Origin of the sequence: Shouchella patagoniensis (assembly GCF_002019705.1) — a bacterium.
GTDB lineage: Bacteria > Bacillota > Bacilli > Bacillales > Bacillaceae_D > Shouchella > Shouchella patagoniensis.
Genome location: NZ_KV917377.1, coordinates 670,915 through 686,840, shown reverse-complemented (window position 1 = coordinate 686,840; position 15,926 = coordinate 670,915). Strand labels below are relative to the sequence as shown.

General features: G+C 38.9%; 14 protein-coding genes, 5 tRNA genes and 1 other RNA gene. 17 read left to right on the top strand and 3 right to left on the bottom strand.

The features are described from left to right. Window positions 1-48: 48 nt before the first annotated feature. Window positions 49-390: a protein YqfZ gene (yqfZ, locus tag BK584_RS03775; protein WP_078391359.1), complete on the bottom strand. Its 342-nt coding sequence runs from the start codon at window positions 388-390 to the stop codon at window positions 49-51. A 99-nt stretch (window positions 391-489) separates the two neighbouring features. Here yqfZ and BK584_RS03770 point away from each other — a divergent pair, with 99 nt between their 5' ends. The 14 genes from BK584_RS03770 to BK584_RS03705 all read left to right on the top strand — a co-directional run bounded on the left by BK584_RS03770 (window position 490) and on the right by BK584_RS03705 (window position 10,784). Then, window positions 490-1,656, top strand: coding sequence for an MFS transporter (locus BK584_RS03770; protein ID WP_169871052.1), 1,167 nt, complete (start codon window positions 490-492; stop codon window positions 1,654-1,656). A gap of 102 nt (window positions 1,657-1,758) precedes the next feature. Next, window positions 1,759-2,640 (top strand): DUF1002 domain-containing protein, encoded by an 882-nt coding sequence (locus BK584_RS03765; protein ID WP_078391357.1) that lies wholly within the window; start codon window positions 1,759-1,761, stop codon window positions 2,638-2,640. A gap of 101 nt (window positions 2,641-2,741) precedes the next feature. After that, on the top strand, window positions 2,742-3,404 hold the full coding sequence (locus BK584_RS03760) for an NfeD family protein (RefSeq protein ID WP_078391356.1): 663 nt from the start codon (window positions 2,742-2,744) through the stop codon (window positions 3,402-3,404). Between the two features lie 314 nt (window positions 3,405-3,718). Beyond that, the gene (locus BK584_RS03755; protein WP_245808797.1) at window positions 3,719-5,344 is read left to right on the top strand and encodes a Na/Pi cotransporter family protein; all 1,626 of its coding nucleotides are present in this window, start codon (window positions 3,719-3,721) and stop codon (window positions 5,342-5,344) included. Window positions 5,345-5,448: 104 nt separating this feature from the next. Beyond that, window positions 5,449-5,523, top strand: a tRNA-Asn gene (locus tag BK584_RS03750). Between the two features lie 2 nt (window positions 5,524-5,525). After that, window positions 5,526-5,602, top strand: a tRNA-Met gene (locus BK584_RS03745). Window positions 5,603-5,628: 26 nt separating this feature from the next. Continuing rightward, window positions 5,629-5,704 (top strand) — tRNA-His (locus BK584_RS03740). A gap of 6 nt (window positions 5,705-5,710) precedes the next feature. Next, window positions 5,711-5,787 (top strand) — tRNA-Ile (locus BK584_RS03735). A 3-nt stretch (window positions 5,788-5,790) separates the two neighbouring features. Further along, window positions 5,791-5,880, top strand: a tRNA-Ser gene (locus tag BK584_RS03730). 178 nt (window positions 5,881-6,058) lie between these two features. Beyond that, complete coding sequence (sodA, locus tag BK584_RS03725) at window positions 6,059-6,667, top strand: superoxide dismutase SodA (RefSeq protein ID WP_078391354.1); 609 nt, start codon at window positions 6,059-6,061, stop codon at window positions 6,665-6,667. A gap of 121 nt (window positions 6,668-6,788) precedes the next feature. Beyond that, on the top strand, window positions 6,789-6,962 hold the full coding sequence (locus BK584_RS24475; protein WP_169871050.1) for a hypothetical protein: 174 nt from the start codon (window positions 6,789-6,791) through the stop codon (window positions 6,960-6,962). A 116-nt stretch (window positions 6,963-7,078) separates the two neighbouring features. After that, complete coding sequence (locus tag BK584_RS03715) at window positions 7,079-8,371, top strand: MFS transporter (RefSeq protein WP_078391352.1); 1,293 nt, start codon at window positions 7,079-7,081, stop codon at window positions 8,369-8,371. 51 nt (window positions 8,372-8,422) lie between these two features. Then, a non-coding RNA gene (gene ssrS, locus BK584_RS03710) (6S RNA) lies at window positions 8,423-8,605 on the top strand. Window positions 8,606-8,678: 73 nt separating this feature from the next. Then, window positions 8,679-10,784, top strand: coding sequence for a peptidoglycan D,D-transpeptidase FtsI family protein (locus tag BK584_RS03705; RefSeq protein WP_078391351.1), 2,106 nt, complete (start codon window positions 8,679-8,681; stop codon window positions 10,782-10,784). Between the two features lie 100 nt (window positions 10,785-10,884). Here the strand turns inward: BK584_RS03705 and BK584_RS03700 are convergent, their stop codons facing one another. Both BK584_RS03700 and BK584_RS03695 read right to left on the bottom strand, forming a co-directional pair. Further along, complete coding sequence (locus tag BK584_RS03700) at window positions 10,885-11,379, bottom strand: hypothetical protein (protein ID WP_078391350.1); 495 nt, start codon at window positions 11,377-11,379, stop codon at window positions 10,885-10,887. Beyond that, entirely contained in the window at window positions 11,369-11,752 is a 384-nt protein-coding gene (locus tag BK584_RS03695; RefSeq protein WP_078391349.1) for a hypothetical protein, read from the bottom strand. Before BK584_RS03695 ends, BK584_RS03700 begins: the two co-directional genes overlap by 11 nt. A gap of 285 nt (window positions 11,753-12,037) precedes the next feature. Here BK584_RS03695 and BK584_RS03690 point away from each other — a divergent pair, with 285 nt between their 5' ends. The 3 genes from BK584_RS03690 to BK584_RS03680 are packed head-to-tail and all read left to right on the top strand — an operon-like array spanning window position 12,038 to window position 15,906. Next, entirely contained in the window at window positions 12,038-12,571 is a 534-nt protein-coding gene (locus BK584_RS03690) for a DUF4912 domain-containing protein (RefSeq protein ID WP_078391348.1), read from the top strand. Continuing rightward, window positions 12,568-15,171 carry a 1,4-alpha-glucan branching protein domain-containing protein gene (locus BK584_RS03685; RefSeq protein ID WP_078391347.1) on the top strand — a complete coding sequence of 868 codons (2,604 nt, stop codon included), beginning with the start codon at window positions 12,568-12,570 and terminating at the stop codon, window positions 15,169-15,171. The genes BK584_RS03690 and BK584_RS03685 overlap by 4 nt, the downstream gene beginning before the upstream one ends. A gap of 48 nt (window positions 15,172-15,219) precedes the next feature. Continuing rightward, window positions 15,220-15,906, top strand: coding sequence for a hypothetical protein (locus tag BK584_RS03680; protein WP_078391346.1), 687 nt, complete (start codon window positions 15,220-15,222; stop codon window positions 15,904-15,906). Window positions 15,907-15,926 lie beyond the last annotated feature (20 nt).

The following is a 15,926-nucleotide window of genomic DNA, read 5'->3' as shown; positions in this document are numbered from 1 at the left end:
TCCCTTTTATTCTATCAATGAACTAACGCTTCTGGCAAGGAAATTCCCTCAAGGGGTATAGAGAGGGAACCGGTACATATGTCCAACTTGTAAAGCATTTGGATTTATTTCTTCGTTTAATTTCGAGAAGTCACTAATAATTGTATCAATCGACTCATCTATTTGACCTTCATGTAAGTGTTCTACAATCGACAATACGGTTTGTCCTGGTTCGATTATGACTTCTTGATACATTGGTGACTCGGGTTGTTGTATCTCTTTTGGCAAACTTGTATTGGTCGTAGATCGAGTTGGACCTGTTGATTCGTCTGAAAGTGTACCCCCACTTAAGTCATGATAAATCCCCAGTATAACGATAACAGCAATAATAAGATAAACAATCCGCTTCATCTGTTAGTCGCCTCCTTTAATGTGAATGAACAAAAAAGAGCTGTACAACCTATAGAATATGGCTGTCGTCAAAAACGTATTCCTATAAAGAGGGTAATTGTGAAGAAAATAAACGTCATTCCTTTATTGCTATTGCCAACACTCATTGTCATTGGCAATTCAATGTATATACCGTTAATACCTTTCATGCAAGAAAGCTACAATCTTAGCCAAAGCGGTGGAGCTTGGCTGTTAAGCCTGTTTACTTTAGCTGGTGTTCTTTGTATACCGATAGGCCAATTGATGGCACAGAAAATAACGATTAAAAAAACGATACAAATAAGTTGTGTTGTTGTTCTTATTGGAGCTGCACTAAGTAGTTTAGAGATTGAAAAGTCTTCTTTATGTTTAGTGGTGGTAGGAAGAACCTTGATGGGTGCCGGAGCAGGGAGTGTGACTGCGCTAACCTATATGTACACGGCACTTTATGTTGAGACAATTGAAAAAAAACGTGTTTTTGGATTCCTTGAACAAAGCAATGGGCTTGCAAAAATGGTTAGTCCACTTCTAGGTAGTTTGCTCATTTATGTTGGATGGAGCTATGCGCCTTTTGTACTCTTCGTCATAGCAATTGTTTCATTATGCTTTATCCCAAAACTAAAGGAACCTAAGAGAGTAGAAAAAACTAAAGCGAAACAAGTTTCTGCTAAAAAAACAAGGAATGATTTCGTACGTATTATTTCGGACTTCTCGCTAAGTCTAAGCCATCTTTTTTTGCTATACGGACTGCTTTTTTATGCTTCTTATCATTTCTCCTTTATCGGAATGATTCCTGCTGTTAAAGGCATCTTATTGGGACTTCCTTTCTTAGTGATGGTTACTACCGCTTCACTGTCTCGAAAAATTACGTTAAACAAGCAAATGACCATAAAAGTTGGAATGATGACCCTGCTACTAATTGCTTCTTGCGTTTTCTTCTTTGTTCCTTCATCAGTTATATTGCTTTGCTTCTATCTATGCGTAATTGGGACAAGTGCAGGAGTAGCATTGCCATTAGCAAGCAATAATTTAGCAAATATAGAAAATGAATTGTTTCGGTCACGGATCGTTGCTGGATTAACGATGGCTCGTTTCATTGGCATAGCAACAGCTCCTCTCTTTTACGGACGCTGGATGCAAAAGGAGGGATTGGTCGAGCTTTTTGGTCTTATGTTCACAGTTTTAGCTTGTCTACTTGTTTTTCTACCTAATTTTAGGCAGATGATTCAAAGAATCACACAAAAATAAACAACTAACTAAGACTTTAGACCCTTCTCCTTCTATTGGTAAAACGGTAACTTGTATGTGAAGGCTGCTTAACCAGTCTCTTCAAGAAGGAGGAGCTATTCATTGAAAGTAAATCGAAAACTAGTGGCAATTGTATTATCACTTGCGGTTGCTGGAACTGTTTTTTCTAATACGGCCAAAGCTGATACTGTGCCGGGTGACGTTTTTATTACATTAGGTGAGGACCTAACATCCAATCAAAAAAATGAAATTCTACAAAAGATGGGCGTTACTGACGACGTCGAAACGTTGTATGTAACAAATGAGGAAGAACATCTTTATTTAGGAGAGTATATTAGCGCTAAACAGATTGGCAGTCGCGCTTTGTCTTCTTCAAAAATCATGATTGGAAAAGGCGGCACCGGGATACAAGTAAAAGCCGATGAAATCAATTGGGTTACAAATGAAATGTATGCAAATGCACTAATTACAGCGGGGGTAAAAGATGCTGAAGTGTATGTCACTGCTCCATTTGAAGTCTCGGGAACAGCTGCTTTAACGGGCTTAATTAAAGCATATGAGACAGCTGCTAATATCGATATTCCAGAGGAACAAAAAAATGTTGCAAATGAAGAAATGATTCGAACAGCGGAGTTAGCTGATTCTGTTGGAAATCAAGATGCAAATGAACTAATCATTCGCATAAAAGAAAAAATAGCAACAACGGATATAAAAACAGAAGATGAGATGAGAACGATTATTCTTCAATTGGCAGAAGAAATAAATATTACATTAAGCGAAGAAGAAACAAATGAGTTAACTGCATTATTTATGAAAATGAAAGAACTTGATATTGATTGGAATGGAATGAAAGATCAATTAGACAAGGCCCGTGAAAATTTAGCAGGTTTGCTTGATAGTGAAGAGGCGCAATCTTTTTTTGACGGAATCGTTGATGCGTTAAAACGCTTTTTTAATTCCATTCGTGATGCATTTCGTTCATAATAGAGAGGAGGCTTCCTCTCTTTTTGTTTTGGAATGAAACCAAAAGAGTGCGAACAACGTATGAAGGAGAAAAGGAAATGAAATGATGGGAGGTTCCAATAATGATTGATTGGTTGGATTCAGCAACAGTAGGATTTCTCGTTGTTGCTTTAGGGACATTGTTTTTGATTGGAGAATTGCTTGTGCGGGCAAGAGGATTGTTTGGCTTACTTGGTCTCGGTCTAATAAGCGTTTACTTTCTCCATCACCTGAATGGTGATACCGGAACATGGGTAATTATTTTCTATTTGATTGGTCTTGGATTAATCATATTTGATGGGAATGTCACTTCAGATGGGACGATTGCTGCAATAGGTATCATTTTTATGATCGTTGGTTTAGCGGTTCCTGCTCCTGATATGGTTTATAGCATCCTTGTAGGGATGGCAACGATCGTTGGTGCGTTTTCTTCATTGTTATTTTTGAAGGTCTTTCCTCATAGGAATATGTGGGCGAAAATGACACTGAAAGATACGTTGTCCTCTGAAGCCGGTTATAATTCGATGAATGAGAGCTATAAAGATTTAATAGGGAAGCAAGGAAAAGCGTTAACGGCTTTTCGTCCAACAGGGACAGCAGAAATTGATGGTGAACCTTACAGTGCGACAAGTGGAGGTCAGTGGATTCAGTCAGATGCGGACATTGAAGTTGTTTCAGTTGATGGCACGAGAATTCTAGTCAAAGCAATAGAAGCAAAAGAAATGGATAACAAAGATTCGAAGTAAGAAGTTGAATAAAAAAGCTGATCTGTAAAAAAACAGGTCGGCTTTTTTTGATTTTATTTTATTTATAATCAAAACTTTACAATTCTTTGATAGCATTGTTGTAATTTGTGCACAGTAAGAGGTGAAGATGATTGATTCGCCTATGTGTAGGGAGTTAGGTAATGGTTTATATATTTCTTTTGTAAAAAAAGTGTAAAGATATGAAAATGCATGTTTACAAACACTTGAAGATTGTTTAATAATAGACACGGAACATCATTGTTGAGGTTTGTCGAAAGACAACTAAAAATGAGTTGGATGAAGGGATGAGATGTGTGGGAGAGTTTCAAGCGTTGCTGTTCACGTTCCTGGGGGGAATTGGGATTTTCCTGTTTTCCGTTAAATATATGGGAGACGGGCTCCAAAAAACAGCAGGTGACCGATTACGGGATTTATTAGACAAATATACATCAAATCCTTTTATGGGGTTAATCGCCGGTATCGTTGTTACGATTTTGCTTCAGAGTAGCACTGCGACAACTGTATTAACAATTGGGTTAGTTAACGCGGGTTTTATGAAATTGAGACAAGCAATTGCGGTTATTATGGGCGCAAATATTGGTACAACAACAACGGCGTTTATTATTGGCTTACCGATCAAAGAATATAGTCTACCCATTATGGCAGTCGGGGCTTTTTTGATTTTCTTCTTTAAAAAGAAAAGAATAACTTCTATTGGCCAAGTCATTTTTGGTTTTGGTGGACTTTTCTATGGTCTAGACCTTATGGGTAGCAGTTTGCGTCCACTTAGTGGTTGGGAGCCATTTGTTGATTTCACTGCACGTATGAGTGAAAACCCTCTTCTTGGTGTAGTAGTCGGAGTTATTTTAGCCGTTGCATTACAAAGCTCAACAGCAGCAATTGGTTTAGTTCAACAATTATATGAGCAAGGTGCTATGAGTCTTGGAGCAGCATTGCCAGTTTTAATTGGAGATAACATTGGAACAACTCTTACAGCCGTATTAGTAGCTATCGGTGCGACCGTAGCGGCAAGAAGAGCAGCTCTTACTCATGTTATTTTTAATGTAATTGGCGCGATTCTTGTAATGATTGCATTTCCGTTATTTGTTACCTGTATTGAGTACTTAGCAGGACAATTTAATTTAAATCCTGCTATGCAAATTGCATCTGCACATGGGGTTTACAATGTGTCAAACGTCATTATTCAATTTCCTTTTATAGCATCACTTGCATATATTGTTACCAAACTTGTACCTGGGGACGGGTTAGATTTAGATTACAAACCAAAGCATTTGGATCCGATCTTTATCGGGAACTCACCAGCAATAGCATTGGGACAAGCTAAACAAGAAGTGATTCATATGGCCGATTACTCAAAACGAGGATTAAAACAAGCCATTCGTTATATGGAAACTGGGGAGAAAAAGGATGCTGATTTAGCTTTACAATATGAGTTAGCTATTAATAATCTTGACCGAGAAATTACTGATTACTTGGTGAAAATTTCGGCTAGGTCTTTGTCAGCAACTGATTCAAACCTTCATTCAACTTTATTAAATGCGGTTAGAGACATTGAACGAATTGGTGACCATATGGAGAACATTGTTGAATTAAAAGATTATCAAAAGGCAAATAAGGTAACACTAAGTGGTATCGCTCTTGCTGATCTAAATGAAATGTTTGAATTGACTTATTCTACTTTGGAAGAAGCAATGGATTCACTTGAAAAAGATGATTTAGATAAAGCGCATGACGTCCTTAAACACGAAGAATTGATTGATAAAATGGAAAGAAAACTGCGTAAGCAACATATTCAACGGATGAATGATGGAGAATGTTCTGGAGCAGCTGGTATTATCTTTGTAGATATTATCTCAAACCTAGAACGGATTGGTGATCATTCTGTCAATATTGCTGAAGTAGTTATCGATGAACAATAAAAAAGAAAGATCGGACAAAAAGTCCGATCTTTTTTTCAAAAAGGTATTGCACACTCTGATAAATCATGGTAATATAATTCTTGTCCTTAACGAAACACAAACGATCCACAGTAGCTCAGTGGTAGAGCTATCGGCTGTTAACCGATCGGTCGCAGGTTCGAATCCTGCCTGTGGAGCCATTGGCGGTGTAGCTCAGCTGGCTAGAGCGTACGGTTCATACCCGTGAGGTCGGGGGTTCGATCCCCTCCGCCGCTACCATAACATTTACATAATGACACAGCTTGGCGGTTGTGGCGAAGTGGTTAACGCACCGGATTGTGATTCCGGCACTCGTGGGTTCAATTCCCATCAGCCGCCCCATCATATGGACCCTTAGCTCAGTTGGTTAGAGCACTCGGCTCATAACCGATTGGTCGTAGGTTCGAGTCCTACAGGGTCCACCATTTGGAGGAATACCCAAGTTCGGCTGAAGGGATCGGTCTTGAAAACCGACAGGCGGGTTACACCGCGCGGGGGTTCGAATCCCTCTTCCTCCGTTCTAAACATGAAAAAAACACTCTTTTTCAAAAGAGTGTTTTTTTCATGTTTATGCATATGTAGAGTGGGAATAGAAATGATAGATGAGAAAGTGCAAGCATATTCATTGCGGTACGCTTTCTTTAATGGTAATCTAATTGAGAAATCAGTTATGAAATTTGAAGGAGGAACTCTACTATGGCTTACAAATTACCTGAACTACCTTATGCAGCAAATGCATTGGAACCACACATTGATGAACAAACAATGAATATTCACCACGGTAAGCACCATAACACGTATGTGACAAACTTGAATGCGGCTCTTGAAGGTCATGAATCTTTAGCAAGTAAAGACATTGACGAACTTGTTGCAAGCTTGGATTCAGTTCCGGAAAATATCCGTACAGCTGTTCGTAATAATGGCGGCGGACATGCGAACCACTCATTATTCTGGCAACTTCTAAGCCCAAATGGTGGCGGTGAGCCAACGGGAGCATTAGCTGATGAGATCAAATCAACATTCGGTAGCCTTGAAGAATTTAAAACAAAATTTGCCGATGCAGCAAAAGGACGTTTTGGTTCAGGTTGGGCTTGGCTTGTTGTAAATAACGGCAAATTAGAAATCACAAGTACACCTAATCAAGATTCTCCACTAACTGATGGTAAAACACCAGTTCTTGGTTTAGATGTTTGGGAGCACGCATACTATTTAAACTACCAAAATCGTCGCCCTGATTACATTGCAGCATTCTGGAATGTGGTTAATTGGGACGAGGTAGCTAAACGTTACGAAGCAGCTAAATAAAAAGTACAAAAAAATTCACAAAGCGTTAAGCTTTGTGAATTTTTTTGTTTTCGTGCTGGTATGTATAAATAATGGTAGCTACCACATGCTAAGTTTTATTAAAAAGAAATGGGGTTTTATGATGAGCGAAAAAAAACATAACAATCAATTTAAAGAAAATAAAAACAACGGGGAGCATCGAAATGGTCGCCTTAGTCAGTTTAAAAATTCTTCAACTAATGGTGTAGAGCAAAATGAGTATGTTTCGAGAAAAATGAAGAGAGAAGAAGGACAAGGGATTGAACCTCTCGAGTAAAAAATGAGAAACTGCATTCAAATGAGTGCAGTTTTATTTATTTTGTCATTCAAAGAATCGAAAAGTATGCATACGCCGATTTCAAACAGACACACTACTGTTGAGGTGGTGAGGTCATGCAACAAAAATGGGCAGATAAAGTTTTCGGCCATATCGAAGCAACAAAAGATTTTAAATTGCTTCTTTCAATAGGCGGACTTTATGCGCTGAGTGTGGCGCTTTCCAATACATTTGTAAACATCTTTTTATGGAAGCAGTCAGGACAATTTATTGACCTTGCACTTTATAATTTAATGTCGGTCATTTTACAACCAATCGCTTTCATGATTGCTGGGAAATTAACAAAAAAAATCGACCGAGTCCATGTACTTCGTATAGGTGTAACGGTTATGTCGCTCTTTTACATTATGGTGCTCGTTGCTGGTTCTAGCGCTGCACAGTACTTGCTTTTATTAGGAGCTTTACTAGGTATTGGAACAGGTTGCTACTGGCTTGCTTTTAATGTATTAACATTTGAAGTAACGGAACCTGAAACACGAGACTTTTTTAATGGATATCAAGGGTTGCTTACGTCTTTTGCTGGAATGACAGGTCCAATGTTTGCAGGCATAATCATTACAAAAATGAGTGGATACCAAGGTTATTTCTTAATATTTGGCTGTTCTCTTACTTTATTTGTTATTGCTGTGTTGTTAACAATAGGGATGAGTAAACGGCATGCCGAAGGAAGATTTGAACTAGGGGAAGTATTTAAAGAGCGCAAACGCAATAAAAATTGGAGACGTATTTTGTGGGCTCATTTATCTCAAGGCTTGCGTGAAGGGACTTTTGTTTTTGTTATCGTTGTTTGGGTTTATGTAGTAACAAGTAACGAACTGGCTTTAGGTACTTATGGTCTAGTAACATCAGGGACTCAGTTTGTTTGTTACTATTTAACGGCCAGATTATTGAAACCAAGAGCGCGTAAAAAGGCAATATTAACAGGCGGTTTATTACTTTATGGAGCGATTTTTCTTTTATTGGTTAATTTGAGCTTTGCCAAATTAATCACATATGGTGTTTTTATTTCAATTGCCTATCCGATGTTGTTAATTCCATATGTATCTCTGACTTATGATGTGATAGGAAAAGCGCATCGAGCTGGCGAATTACGTGTAGAATACGTAGTTGTTCGTGAGTTGTTCCTTAATATGGGGCGGATTGCGTCTATCTTGCTATTTATCGCTGCAATCAAACTATTTCCGGAAAAACAAGCAATTCCAGTAGTTTTATTAATCGTTGGTTCAGGGCATACGTTTATTTACTTATTTGTCCGTAAAATTCAATTGAATCCAGAAAAACCACCTGAAAATCTAGTGCCTCCTGTTAACCAAACAGAAGGGAATGCTGGATCTGATAAAACTGTGTAAAATTGTTACATGCTTTGACAGCGTTCGTGAATTGGGGTTATACTAAGAAAGAATTACCTGCCGTGTTCGTCCGCTTTTTTATGTTTCGAACCTTGAATGTGAAAAAGGGAGTTCTATATGAGTAGCACAACGTCAAGCTAGCTTGTTCTAGACTTCGAAAGGCTAACTGCGGACACCCACCTACGAGAGTAGGTTCATGAAACATTCACTGCAAACGGCACTTGCGGGTAACGACTTTAACAACAATAGACATCCGCATTCCGGGTGTCTTTTCATTTGATATTTTGTCGTTTAAGGGGGAGAAGATTTGGGGGAAGCGAAAAATAAAAAACGCCACCAAGTGTCGATGCGATTAAATATTTTGTTTTTGATTGTATTTTTGCTATTTTCTGCATTAATTCTGCGTCTAGGCTTAGTTCAAATTGTAAACGGTGAAGAATATGAAAAAGAATTAACTCATGTTTCAAACCAAACGGCTTTAGTTGATGCACCAAGAGGACTCATGTTCGATAGTTTCGGTAATGTGATCGTCGATAATGCGATGGAATTATCGGTTACATACACAAATCCAGGGAACCAAAAACAAGCCGAGATGCTTGAATTAGCTGAAAAGTTATCCGAATATATTGATGTGGATACAGAAAATCTTCGCTTTCGTGATAAACAGGAGTATTTTTATATCAATATGGAAGTGAAAGAGCGTCAAGCATTAATTGAGGATATTGAGTATGCCGAAGATGATGAAACATCTGAGTATCAACGAATTATAGATCAAATTACCGAAGAGATGGTCAGTCATTACTCTGAAGAAGAAGAACAAATCATCGCTATCTTTTCTCATATGCTTAGAGGTTCAAATGGTTCACCTCAACGGATTAAACAGTCGATTTCAGAAGAAGAAGCACATGTTCTCTCTGAACATTTAGATCGATTGCCTCATATTGACTTGCAGCGTGATTCCAGTCGCGAATACGTGTATGGGGATACATTAAAGTCGTTATTTGGCAGTGTTGGTTCAATTCCTTCTGATGATATTGACCAATATTTAACACAAGACTATCAGCGTTCCGACCTTGTTGGCGTAAGTTACCTCGAAGCGCAATACGAAGAGGCTTTGCGAGGGCAGAAAGCTGAAATCTCTAGAACACAAACGAAACAAGGTTCTGGACCAGCAGAAAGCATTGTCGAAGAAAAGCAGGGGAGCCGCGGAAATGACTTGGTTCTAAGCATTGATATGGAGTACCAACAACTAGCTGATGAAATTGTCCAAAAAGAAGTGATGGCTAATCGAGGACGTTTTATCCACGATGCAAGCGCGTATGCCATCGTCATGAATCCGAAAACCGGTGATATACTGGCAATGAGTGGCTATCATGATCCGGCTAGCGGTGATGGCTCGTATAACCCGTTAGGAACAGTAAACAATGCTTATGAATTTGGCTCTGTTGTGAAAGGTGCTTCTGTTTTAGCGGGAATGGAAGAAGGTGTGGTTAGTCCAGGAACTGTTATAAATGACAGGCCTTTACAGTTTAGAGGAACAGCTGATAAACGTTCAGTGAGTATCCTTGGACCAATTGATATGGGAACTGCGCTTGAACGTTCATCTAACGTATATATGTTTGATATTGCGATGAGAATGGGGAACTACACATACAATCCATCGCTTTCTAAGAACGAGCGAACTTTGTATTCGATATCAACAGCGAAGGATGTTTTAGATCGCTCGCGTTATTATTTTAACCAGTTTGGACTTGGTGGCTCGACAGGAATTGATTTGCCCTTTGAATCAACTGGAATGATTGGACCATTAGATCAAGACCCAGGGGCTGCGCTGGACTTTATGATTGGTCAGTTTGATACGTATTCCACGTTACAATTAGGTCAGTATATAAGCACGATTGCCAACGATGGGGTGCGTATGCGACCACTACTCGTTAAGGAGATTAAAGAGCCTTCAACAAATGGTGAAGATTCCGTTGTGCTTCGACAATTGCAACCGGAAGTTTTAAATACTGTTGATATGAGTCAAGATCAAATTGATGTTGTGCAAAATGGTTTTCGTCGCGTTGTCAATGGAAATAATGGGACGGCAGGTTCCATTGATACGGATGTGCCAATTGCAGCTAAAACAGGAACTGCGCAAACGACGGTTAGTGTTGGTGAAGGGGATCAACGTACAAGCTATAAAGCCAACAACGTCAGTTTTGTTGGGTATGCCCCTTACGATGATCCAGAAATCGCATTTGCTGTAATTGCTCCTGGGATGAGGATACCATCAGCAGGTGACTCAAATAGGATTGCTCAGAACATTAGTCAAGAACTTACCAACTCTTATTTTGACTTAAAAGAAAACCGCAACGGTCCTGAAGATGTGGATTCGGTTGTCGATGAAGTGGATTTGTTTGACGAATAAGCGAAGACCCGGTGAGCGTAAACTCACCGGGTTTTTTTAGGTTTCATAATTAATTTGTAAATTTAAAAGGGGTTTACACTAATCGTATCGAAATAGCTACTTAGAAAAATGCATCAACGACTTCACTTAAGCTCATTTCGCTTGTTAATTCTCCAGTAACTTGCGGACGTAGTTCATTTGAAAGACCTCGGTTTTCCACTTCTTCATAAAAGTCGTAGCCACTGTCAACAATTCCTGCTTCTTCAAGCATGTTTCCAACATCAATACTTGTCATGCCTGCAACAACGTGAAGAATGGTACGGTAAACAATCCGCTCTTCCTCATCGACTTCATTGTTTCCTTCATCATCAGAATCAGTTGCGTTTTCGGCAGCTGCAAGCGCCTCTTCCAAATCTCTTTCCATTTGATTCCATTCTTCCTGCTCTTGTACGACAAATCCAGCTTCTGTTAATGATTCATGCATGTCTTCTATCGTTGCTTCTGTTTGTTCAGCTGAGTTTGCCTGCTTGGTGTCACTTGTATAATAAACGAACCCAAGAGCTCCACCGGCTACGAGTAATCCAGTTGCAAAACTGCGCATCGTTTTAGGCGTCATTGGCAACCTTCTTTCGATCTCCATCCTCTGTTCCCACATATGGAGCGAGCAATCGTTCTACTTCGTGATCCTCCAGTTTTGTCTCAAAAGCAATACCTTCAACTGAATACCCGCGTTTATGCAAATCTAGTATTTCTCTGAGTAATTTTTGGTGTGAAGAAGAACGTGTTTGGTTGTTTATGTCTTGAGCCGAAATTTCTGCATCAAGTTCCAAGTTTCTCACCTGATTTTTTAGTTGATACAACTCTTGCATAAAAGAGATGGAGAGCTGTTCCATTTGATCTTCTACTTTTGACGATTTTTCGCCTTTAAAAAAAGAAAGAATGAACAGAATGATCGCTGTTCCAAATAAAATTGCTAACGTCCATTCCATGTGTCGTTTACCCTCCTATAAATAAAAATCTTGTTTGTTCACGATATCCATTATACATGAAATGGGCAGACATTCGATTGGATTTACGAAATTTTTGGCGGTGTGCGGATATTTTTGACATCTTTAGACATGAAATGAACGAAATAATGAAGATGTGAGGGGTGGAAGCCGCAAAGCTTTGTCGTGAGTGGAGTTGAGCGTCTACAAAAACATACAATTTGCACTTCTTGTAGGAATGTTAGGAAGCAGGTATGCTTTTTATAAAGCAATTGTTGGAGGGAAGTAATGAATAAGCCTTTTTTAAATAAAAAAGCTTTTATTATCCGTACTGAGAAAGAAAGGAAACAATCGAGTGATGCGCTTGATCGCTTATCAAAAAGAAACTGTTTTCTTTTTACACATTCTCCGACCATTTTGGTGATGGTCTGGTCTTGGTCAAATGAAGAGCAACGATTATTAGAATGGCAATCAGGAGAACGTTTTTCAAGCGTAAAGAAATGTATTGTGCTTCATGATGTAACTTGGGTGAATTATGATGGGCATTTTTCAAATAGGCAAATTGAGATTTTGTTACCTGAAATGACAGGAGATTGGGTTTTTACGAACTTAGAATCAGGTAGGCATTATTTGGGTGAAATTGGAGTTCGTACTTCAGAAGGACGTTTCTTATGTGTGAATCGAACAAATGTAGTGAAATTGCCACAAAGCAATGAGCCAAATCAGCATCAACGGCACGATTGGATTCATCAAGTTGAGGTGGACAATCAAGAATATCTTTGGTCTGCGTATGGCAGTTATATTGAGAGGGGCCATTTATGAACCGTTTAGCAATTGTCTTGCATGCCCACTTGCCTTATATACGCCATGATGAGCCCAACAGACTAGAAGAAAGATGGCTATTCGAAGCCATAACAGAGACCTATATACCATTAATTTGGCAATTGGAGCAGCTCCCAAAGGAAAAAACGTTTACATTATCACTCTCTCCACCTCTATTAGAAATGTTAGCAGATCCATTGTTACAAAATAGATACCTGAATTATTTAAAGGTCGCGCAAGCACTAATTAGAAAGGAGAGGCGATACGGTTTTATTGAAACGGATCTTCTTAAATTCTATGAGGAAAGGTATAAGCAATTGGAAGAAACATTTCTTTCTTGTAATCAGAATGTTGTATCTCTTTTTGCGCAATACCAAGATACCGTTTCATTCATTACAACGTCCGCTACCCATGCCATTCTACCTTATATGAAGACAATGGAAGGGATAAAAGCACAAATAGAAGCTGGACTTGATTGTTTTACTAAACATATTGGTTTTCGACCTAATGGTTTTTGGACACCAGAATGTGCTTTAGACGAACGTGTAGATGAGGCACTAGCATCAGCTGGAATTCAGTATACATTCGTTGATGAACATGCTTTGCCATCACGAAAGCCCGCGATGTCGCCACATGGCGTGATGTTGATTCCAAGAAATCGGCACTTAAGTGGAGCGGTTTGGAGTTCGGTTGATGGTTATCCAGGCCATGAAATGTATCGTGAGTTTTATAGGGATGTAGCCTATGAGAGAACGGATCATTATATAGCCCCTTTTATTCATCCTGAAGGTATTCGAATTGATACTGGGATTAAGTGTTGGCGTGTAACAGGTAAAAATGAGGAGAAGCAGACTTACGATCGGGTAGAAGCAATGAAGCAAGTGAAAAGAGACGCGATTGATTTTCTGGAAAAAGTTGAACAAACCACTACGAATGATGCGTTTGAAGCGGTTCCGTTTGATGCAGAATTATTTGGTCATTGGTGGTTTGAAGGGCCAGAATGGGTTGGAATGATTGTAGAAGAAGGATTGCGCAGGGGAATGTTGACATTACCAGAATCGTTCTTGGATACTGACATGCCACAGTTAAACGATCTTCCTTTTACAACATGGGGAAGAGATGGGTACGGTGATGTTTGGCTAAATGAGAAAAACCGATACATGTATAAACCATTGCATTCAATGGAAATGGAATTGGTTTCTCTAGCGAAATACAAGCATCCTTTTTCAGTCGTTGAAAAAGAAATGATGCAACATTGGATGCTTGCAGCAAGTAGTGACTGGGCGTTTATTCTAGATGGACAAACAGCAACCACTTACGCTCAAAAACGTTTCGACGATCATGTGCAAGCTTTCTATGAAGTGAAGAAGAAAAAAGAAAAAAAGGAGCAATTGCCTTTCTTGACTAACGGTCAATTAGAAATTGATTGTGGTCATCATCAACAAAAGAAAAAAGCTAGACCAGTTCTTCTTATTATTGCTTTAGAGTATCCTCCAGTTATATTTGGTGGAATCGCCAAACATGTTCAACAAATGGCATATGTTTTAAACGATGACGATTATGAAGTCCATATTTTGACGACTACAACACATAAACCAGAACTTGTAATGGATCGATCAGTGTATGTTCATCGAATTCAACCATTGCAACCAAAAGCGACGAGTTTTGCTCATTGGGTTAGTAGTTTTAATCTTGCTTGTGTAGAAGTGGTCGAACAATTGTGTTTAACGCAAGAGGTTTCAACCATCATCGCACATGATTGGACAACAGCTATTGCTGCCGCAGCACTAAAAGAAAGATTAGCCGTCCCAATGTTTGGAATGATTCATGGGACGTTGCAAGAAAGAGGAAAATACGCTGACATCAAAACTGGACATACGTATGAGGAAGGCGTTCTCGTTCGAGAAGCAGATCACCTATTTGTTTGTAGTAAGTCTGTCGAAAGTGAGCTACAAAATCAATATGATCATTTAGAAGAAAAGACGACTGTTTTATATAGTGGTGCAACTGATGTGAAAGTAGTTAAGAAAGCAAGTTCTCATTCATTTTTTATTTATGCATCAGGAAGACTCGTTCAAGAAAAGGGGTTTGATGTTTTAATTAAAGCTTTATCTTTTTTACCTGAAAATACAAAGTGTGTGATTGCGGGCACGGGTCCGGAATTAGGTTATTTAACTTCTTTGGCAGAGCGTTTAAACGTTGATGTAACTTTCTTAGGTTTTATACAAGATACAGAGCGTAACAAATGGTTTGAGGTAACCGACGTTGTTGTTGTGCCAAGCATTTATGAACCTTTTGGATTAACTGCACTTGAAGCGATGAGTGCTGGTTTACCAGTTGTCGCTTCTGCTGTAGGTGGATTGAACGAAATGATTATTGATCAAAAAACGGGTTACTTTTATCCGGCTTCAGACGAAAGGGAGTTAGCTAAGCGGTTGAATACAATCTATGGAGCACGTGAAGAAGCATCGATCGTTGGTCAACATGCGAAGTTGGTTGTTTTGAATCAATTTAACTGGAAGCAAGCTGGAAGCATTATAAAAAGAAAAATGAGTAGTTGGAATAAAAAACAAGTAAATGTGGAAATGTTCAAGATGTAGTTCGTAATTATTCGTAACAATCAAAATTCGATTATAAGGAGCGATTATATGCAAACTGTACCTTTTTACTCAAACGAGTTGGACCCACCTTTTCTAAAACATCGTTTTTATGTTGATATTCACACTCGATTAAGAACGATAGAGAACCCAGAGACTCTTACAAAGATTGGTTTTTGGCATGAAGGTGCTACTTCATGGGTTGGCGATTCTTCTTGGAGGGTAAACCCTGCTTTTTCAAAAACTGCTTCTTCAGTAATGAGTCAAGCCTATCATAAACAGTGGCACCTTAACATGTCCGTATTAGATCGTCAAACAGATGATCCCATAGGTAGTGTTCGACTTATCACGTTAAAAAATGAAAGCGATCATCCACGACATATTAAATTACTTTTGCACCAAATGCCAATTGGTCAAAGAGAAGGTGTGGTTTTTTATTCGCCTCAAGAAAAGGTGTTGATTCATCATTCGCAAAATTCCTATTCATTGTTCTCGGTGCAAATGCCATGTGCTCAATATATCCAACATGGGGCAGGACCATTAAAGCAAAATTGGAATGACCAGGAAGGGAAATTATTTTTTGCACCGTTTTCTGCAACTAGTATGGAAAGTGTTATTGCTGCATCTGTGACAATAGAGCCGAGACAAACGTATAAAGCGAGAGCCTCGTTAGTAACAGCCGATAGCCTTCCATATTTGAAGCATTCTCATAAGAAGCTATGGCCACTTTCGTTCTAGCTGTAAATTATACTTGCTTT